This is a genomic window from Limosilactobacillus mucosae, from assembly GCF_046939755.1.
GTDB lineage: Bacteria > Bacillota > Bacilli > Lactobacillales > Lactobacillaceae > Limosilactobacillus > Limosilactobacillus mucosae_A.
This window is the reverse complement of sequence record NZ_JBKZAY010000050.1, coordinates 1-3,956: the sequence shown is the minus strand read 5'-3', so window position 1 is coordinate 3,956 and position 3,956 is coordinate 1. Positions and strand designations below refer to the sequence as shown.

5 protein-coding genes and 1 pseudogene are annotated in these 3,956 nt (G+C 43.6%); 2 read left to right on the top strand and 4 right to left on the bottom strand.

Annotated features, from left to right (window positions below):
* Positions 1 to 22: 22 nt before the first annotated feature.
* Positions 23 to 556, bottom strand: a complete 534-nt coding sequence (locus ACLUWI_RS09900) for a 3'-5' exonuclease (protein ID WP_412147187.1) — start codon at positions 554 to 556, stop codon at positions 23 to 25.
* Positions 557 to 568: 12 nt separating this feature from the next.
* Positions 569 to 1,327: an exodeoxyribonuclease III gene (locus tag ACLUWI_RS09895; RefSeq protein WP_412147186.1), complete on the bottom strand. Its 759-nt coding sequence runs from the start codon at positions 1,325 to 1,327 to the stop codon at positions 569 to 571.
* Between the two features lie 125 nt (positions 1,328 to 1,452).
* Between ACLUWI_RS09895 and murB the strand changes: the two genes are divergently transcribed.
* Positions 1,453 to 2,355, top strand: a complete 903-nt coding sequence (gene murB / locus ACLUWI_RS09890; protein WP_412147185.1) for a UDP-N-acetylmuramate dehydrogenase — start codon at positions 1,453 to 1,455, stop codon at positions 2,353 to 2,355.
* A gap of 94 nt (positions 2,356 to 2,449) precedes the next feature.
* On the opposite strand, the gene ACLUWI_RS09885 is transcribed toward murB, so the two are convergent.
* A complete protein-coding gene (locus ACLUWI_RS09885; protein WP_412147184.1) occupies positions 2,450 to 3,106 on the bottom strand; it encodes a DUF1361 domain-containing protein in 657 nt (218 codons plus the stop codon).
* A gap of 174 nt (positions 3,107 to 3,280) precedes the next feature.
* A pseudogene (gene tnpA / locus ACLUWI_RS09880) lies at positions 3,281 to 3,673 on the bottom strand (IS200/IS605 family transposase).
* Between the two features lie 91 nt (positions 3,674 to 3,764).
* Here tnpA and ACLUWI_RS09875 point away from each other — a divergent pair.
* Positions 3,765 to 3,956: helix-turn-helix domain-containing protein (locus ACLUWI_RS09875; protein WP_412147183.1), on the top strand; the 192-nt coding region annotated here is incomplete at its 3' end.

Sequence of the window (3,956 nt, the reverse complement as noted above, 5' to 3'; positions counted from 1 at the left end):
CTGTGTATCTGTATAGATAATCTTAGACGTTAACAATAAATGGCTTGATCATTTCGGGACCAAACTGGCGATTTTGCGTCAGTAGGATGTTGGCGCAGGCCTGTGCATCATCAAGCGCGTTATGGTGATGATGCAGCTGGATATTCAATGCATCGCAGACCGTATTGAGCTTGTGATTGGGCAGCTGTGGCCAAAACTGACGACTGGTCTTTAAAGTGTCTAATGATAAGAAACTGGGAACTGGCAGTTCATAATGAGTCAGCGTGTTTTTGAGAACGCTGTTGTCAAAGGCAGCATTATGGGCAATCACCAGCTTGTCGGCATCAAAGAATGGCTGAATATGCTCCCAGATTTCAGGAAAGACTGGCGCATTAGCAACGTCTTTTTCATGAATACCATGGATCTGAACGTTACGCCAGAAGAAAGGCGTCTGTGGATTGATTAATGTGTAGAATTCATCAACGATTTGATTTTGACGAACAATGACCAGAGAAAGTGAGCAGGCCGACCAGCGTTTGCCACTGGCAGTTTCAAAGTCCATCGCAACAAAATTCATGTTAATTTCCTCCTATAACTGAATGTCTAATTCAACGGGACAGTGATCACTGCCAAGAATCTGATCATGAATCTTGGCGTCAACCAGCTGTGAGTCAAGATCGGCTGAGGCAACGAAATAATCAATCCGCCAGCCAGCATTGCGCTGCCGAGCGTGGAAACGATAGCTCCACCAAGAATAGCTGTGCTCTTGATCAGGATAAAAATAGCGGAACGTATCGGTAAATCCGCTTTTTAGCAGCTTAGAGAAGTCAAAGCGCTCTTCATCGGTAAATCCAGGATGATGATGATTGCTCTGCGGATTTTTCAAGTCGATTTCTTGGTGAGCCACGTTGAGATCACCACACCAAACGACGCTTTTTTGCTGACTCAGTTGATTAACGTATTCATAAAAAGCCTCATTAAAGCCATGCCGAAAATCCAAGCGCTTCAGTTCAGCACCGGAATTAGGCACATAAGTATTGATTAGATAGAAATCCGGATACTCTAACGTAATGACGCGGCCTTCGTGGTCAAATTCAGGTACGTTGATGCCATATTGAACGCTGAGCGGTGTCTGTTTGGCAAAGATGGCCGTACCCGAATAGCCCTTCTTTTCGGCATAGTTCCAGTACTGATGATAGCCGGGTAAATCAAGATCCAATTGACCGGGGGCCAGTTTGGTTTCTTGGACACAGAAAAAATCTGCGTCCAGTTCGTTGAAAACCTGTAAAAAGCCGTGTCTGATCGCGGCCCTTAATCCATTGACGTTCCAAGAAATAAATTTGGTCATTGCAGTCAACCTCGCAAATAAATTATCTGGTACTATTGTAGAGGTTCGGATCGTCAATTTCCAAAAGAATGCTACAATAAGAAAAGATTGACGAATTTTTGTTGAGAAAGCGAGAGAACGAATTTATGGCAAATAATCTGATACAGGAATTTCCTGATATTCAAATCTTAAAGGACGAGCCACTTTCAAAGTACACCAATACTAAAACCGGTGGCCCAGCAGACTGGTTGGCATTCCCTAAAGACGTTGCGGAGGTTCAAAAGCTGGTTCAGTTTGCCGATGCCAATGCCATGCCACTGACGGTAATCGGCAACGCCAGCAATCTGATCGTGCGTGATGGCGGTATTGAAGGCTTGACGATGATCCTGACTCAGATGAATGGGATTCAAGTTGAAGGCAACCGCGTCATTGCTCAGGCTGGGGCCTCATACATTGAAACGACCAAGGCAGCTCGTGATCATTCGCTTACTGGCCTTGAGTTTGCTGCTGGCATTCCTGGCAGCGTTGGCGGCGCAATTTTTATGAATGCCGGTGCCTATGGCGGTGAAACTAAAAACGTTGCCAGTGAAGTCACGGCAATGCTGCCAGATGGAACGATCAAGCATTATGACAATGAAGAGCTTGATTTTGGCTATCGGCACAGCGCGGTTCAGGATAATCACGGCATCGTTTTGGAAGCCGTGTTTGATCTGAAGCCAGGTGATCAAGCTGAGATTTCCGCGTTGATGGATGATCTTAACGCCCGGCGAGCCGCTAAGCAGCCGTTGGAACTGCCATCTTGTGGTTCGGTCTTTAAGCGTCCAGAAGGCTACTTTGCCGGCAAGCTGATCCATGATGCCGGTCTGCAAGGATATACCTCAGGCGGCGCGCAGGTCTCAACCAAACATGCCGGCTTTATCGTTAATGTTGATCATGGTACGGCAACGGATTATCTAAACGTAATTCATCATGTTCAAGCAACCGTTAAAGAAAAATTCGGTGTCAGCTTGGAAACTGAGGTCCGTATTATCGGCCGAGAAGCTGAATAAAGTTTTATGGATTCAACTGGGATTGTCACTGACGATCCTGGTTTTTATTTTGGTATAAAAAATTCTCGTCTCAGTTAGCGACGAGAATCATCAATTACATCAAATCGGCCTGTTTGATCAAGTGTAAACACCAGTAAATCAGCAGCTGCAGCAAGGTCATAATCAAGACGAATTTAAGCATTGGCCAGCTCCAGATGCTTAAAAGCTGATTAAAAAACCATGATGGCGTTATAAAAAGATAGATTGAGTGCAGACGCAAAAAACGGCCAATATAGATGCCAATTCCGGCTAGAAAAGAGAAACAGCCAACCCAGATTAAATGGCTGTGCGAAAGCTTTGGTGTCAGCATTTTTTCTAATAGGCGACTGAGACGGGCCATTTCGACCGTGCCAAAGATCACGCAGCTGAATGCTGATAGAACCATCAGTGCAAAAATCAGCCACATCTTAGGATCAGCACGCAAGATGCCGGTAGTATTAGTATGCGGATGCAGCCATGAAAGATGGAAAAGATCAGTCATAACGTAAGGAGCATTGGGATAAAAAATCAGCCATAAAAATAGCAGCGACCAAAAAGCCAGTGAACGTCGATCGGCAAAATGCTGGACCCAAAAACCAAGCTCGATTGGCAGATAGGCTAGAAAAACGTTCAAGACCATAAAATTAAATGGCGACTTCAAAAGTAGCTGCAGCGTTGCCAGCAGAATCAAAAAATAAAGTCTTAATTTCCATTGATAAGACAGTTTAGGCAAAAAACCACCTCTTTAAAAAACTTACGCCTAGCATAACAGACAATCGACTTGGCTGGTTAAATAACGAACATTTTTAATTATGCCTAGCCGAAAATCCCGTGACTTTAGTAATGGGATGGATAGGCTCACTCAACGTCCATTTGGCCGCTTTTTCTTTTGGAGTGCATTGTATTTTTAATTGTTGATATAGTTTTCTACGACGTCTTTGCTCATGTCGCCAAGCGTACTCATGTAGTAGCTGGGCGACCATAAATGACCACCCCAATATTGTGATTGTCGAATTTCTGGATGTCGTTTGATAAAGATGAATGCACTACGCCCCTTTAGTGCTTTGATAGCGCTGGTTGGCGCCTTGCTAGGTGGAAAACTGATCAGTACATGAACATGATCTGGCATTACTTCCAGCTTTTCGATTACAATTTCGTTATCTTTTGCGACCATTCGCAATATGTCTTTCATTTCGTCTACCTCGTCTACCAGTTCCTTAGTTGAAAAAGTCTGGTGGCGATACTTAGTTACCTAGATTAAATGGTAATGGAAATTATAGATATAACGGCGAGTATAAATAGCGTCTTAAATCTTTTCTTTTGCCATTAAGAACACCTTAATCGTTATAGTCATTAGCTGATGATATAATCCAATTAAAGGAGGTGAAAAAATGAAGTCAATGGCACAGTTAGAATATCATTATGGATTGAAGGTTCGCATCTATCCAAGCGATCACCAGAAACAAATAATCAAGGTTAACAGCGATGCGAGTCGTTTCGTCTATAATGAGATGGTTGCGATTGGTAAAGAACTCTGGCAATTAAACCAAATCAAACTGTCGATTGATACGGTCCAAGAGCGG

Coding starts and splice junctions, on each gene's coding strand:
- ACLUWI_RS09900 (WP_412147187.1), bottom strand. CDS start 556: ATGAATTTTGTTGCGATGGACTTTGAAACTGCCAGTGGCAAACGCTGG.
- ACLUWI_RS09895 (WP_412147186.1), bottom strand. CDS start 1,327: ATGACCAAATTTATTTCTTGGAACGTCAATGGATTAAGGGCCGCGATC.
- murB (WP_412147185.1), top strand. CDS start 1,453: ATGGCAAATAATCTGATACAGGAATTTCCTGATATTCAAATCTTAAAG.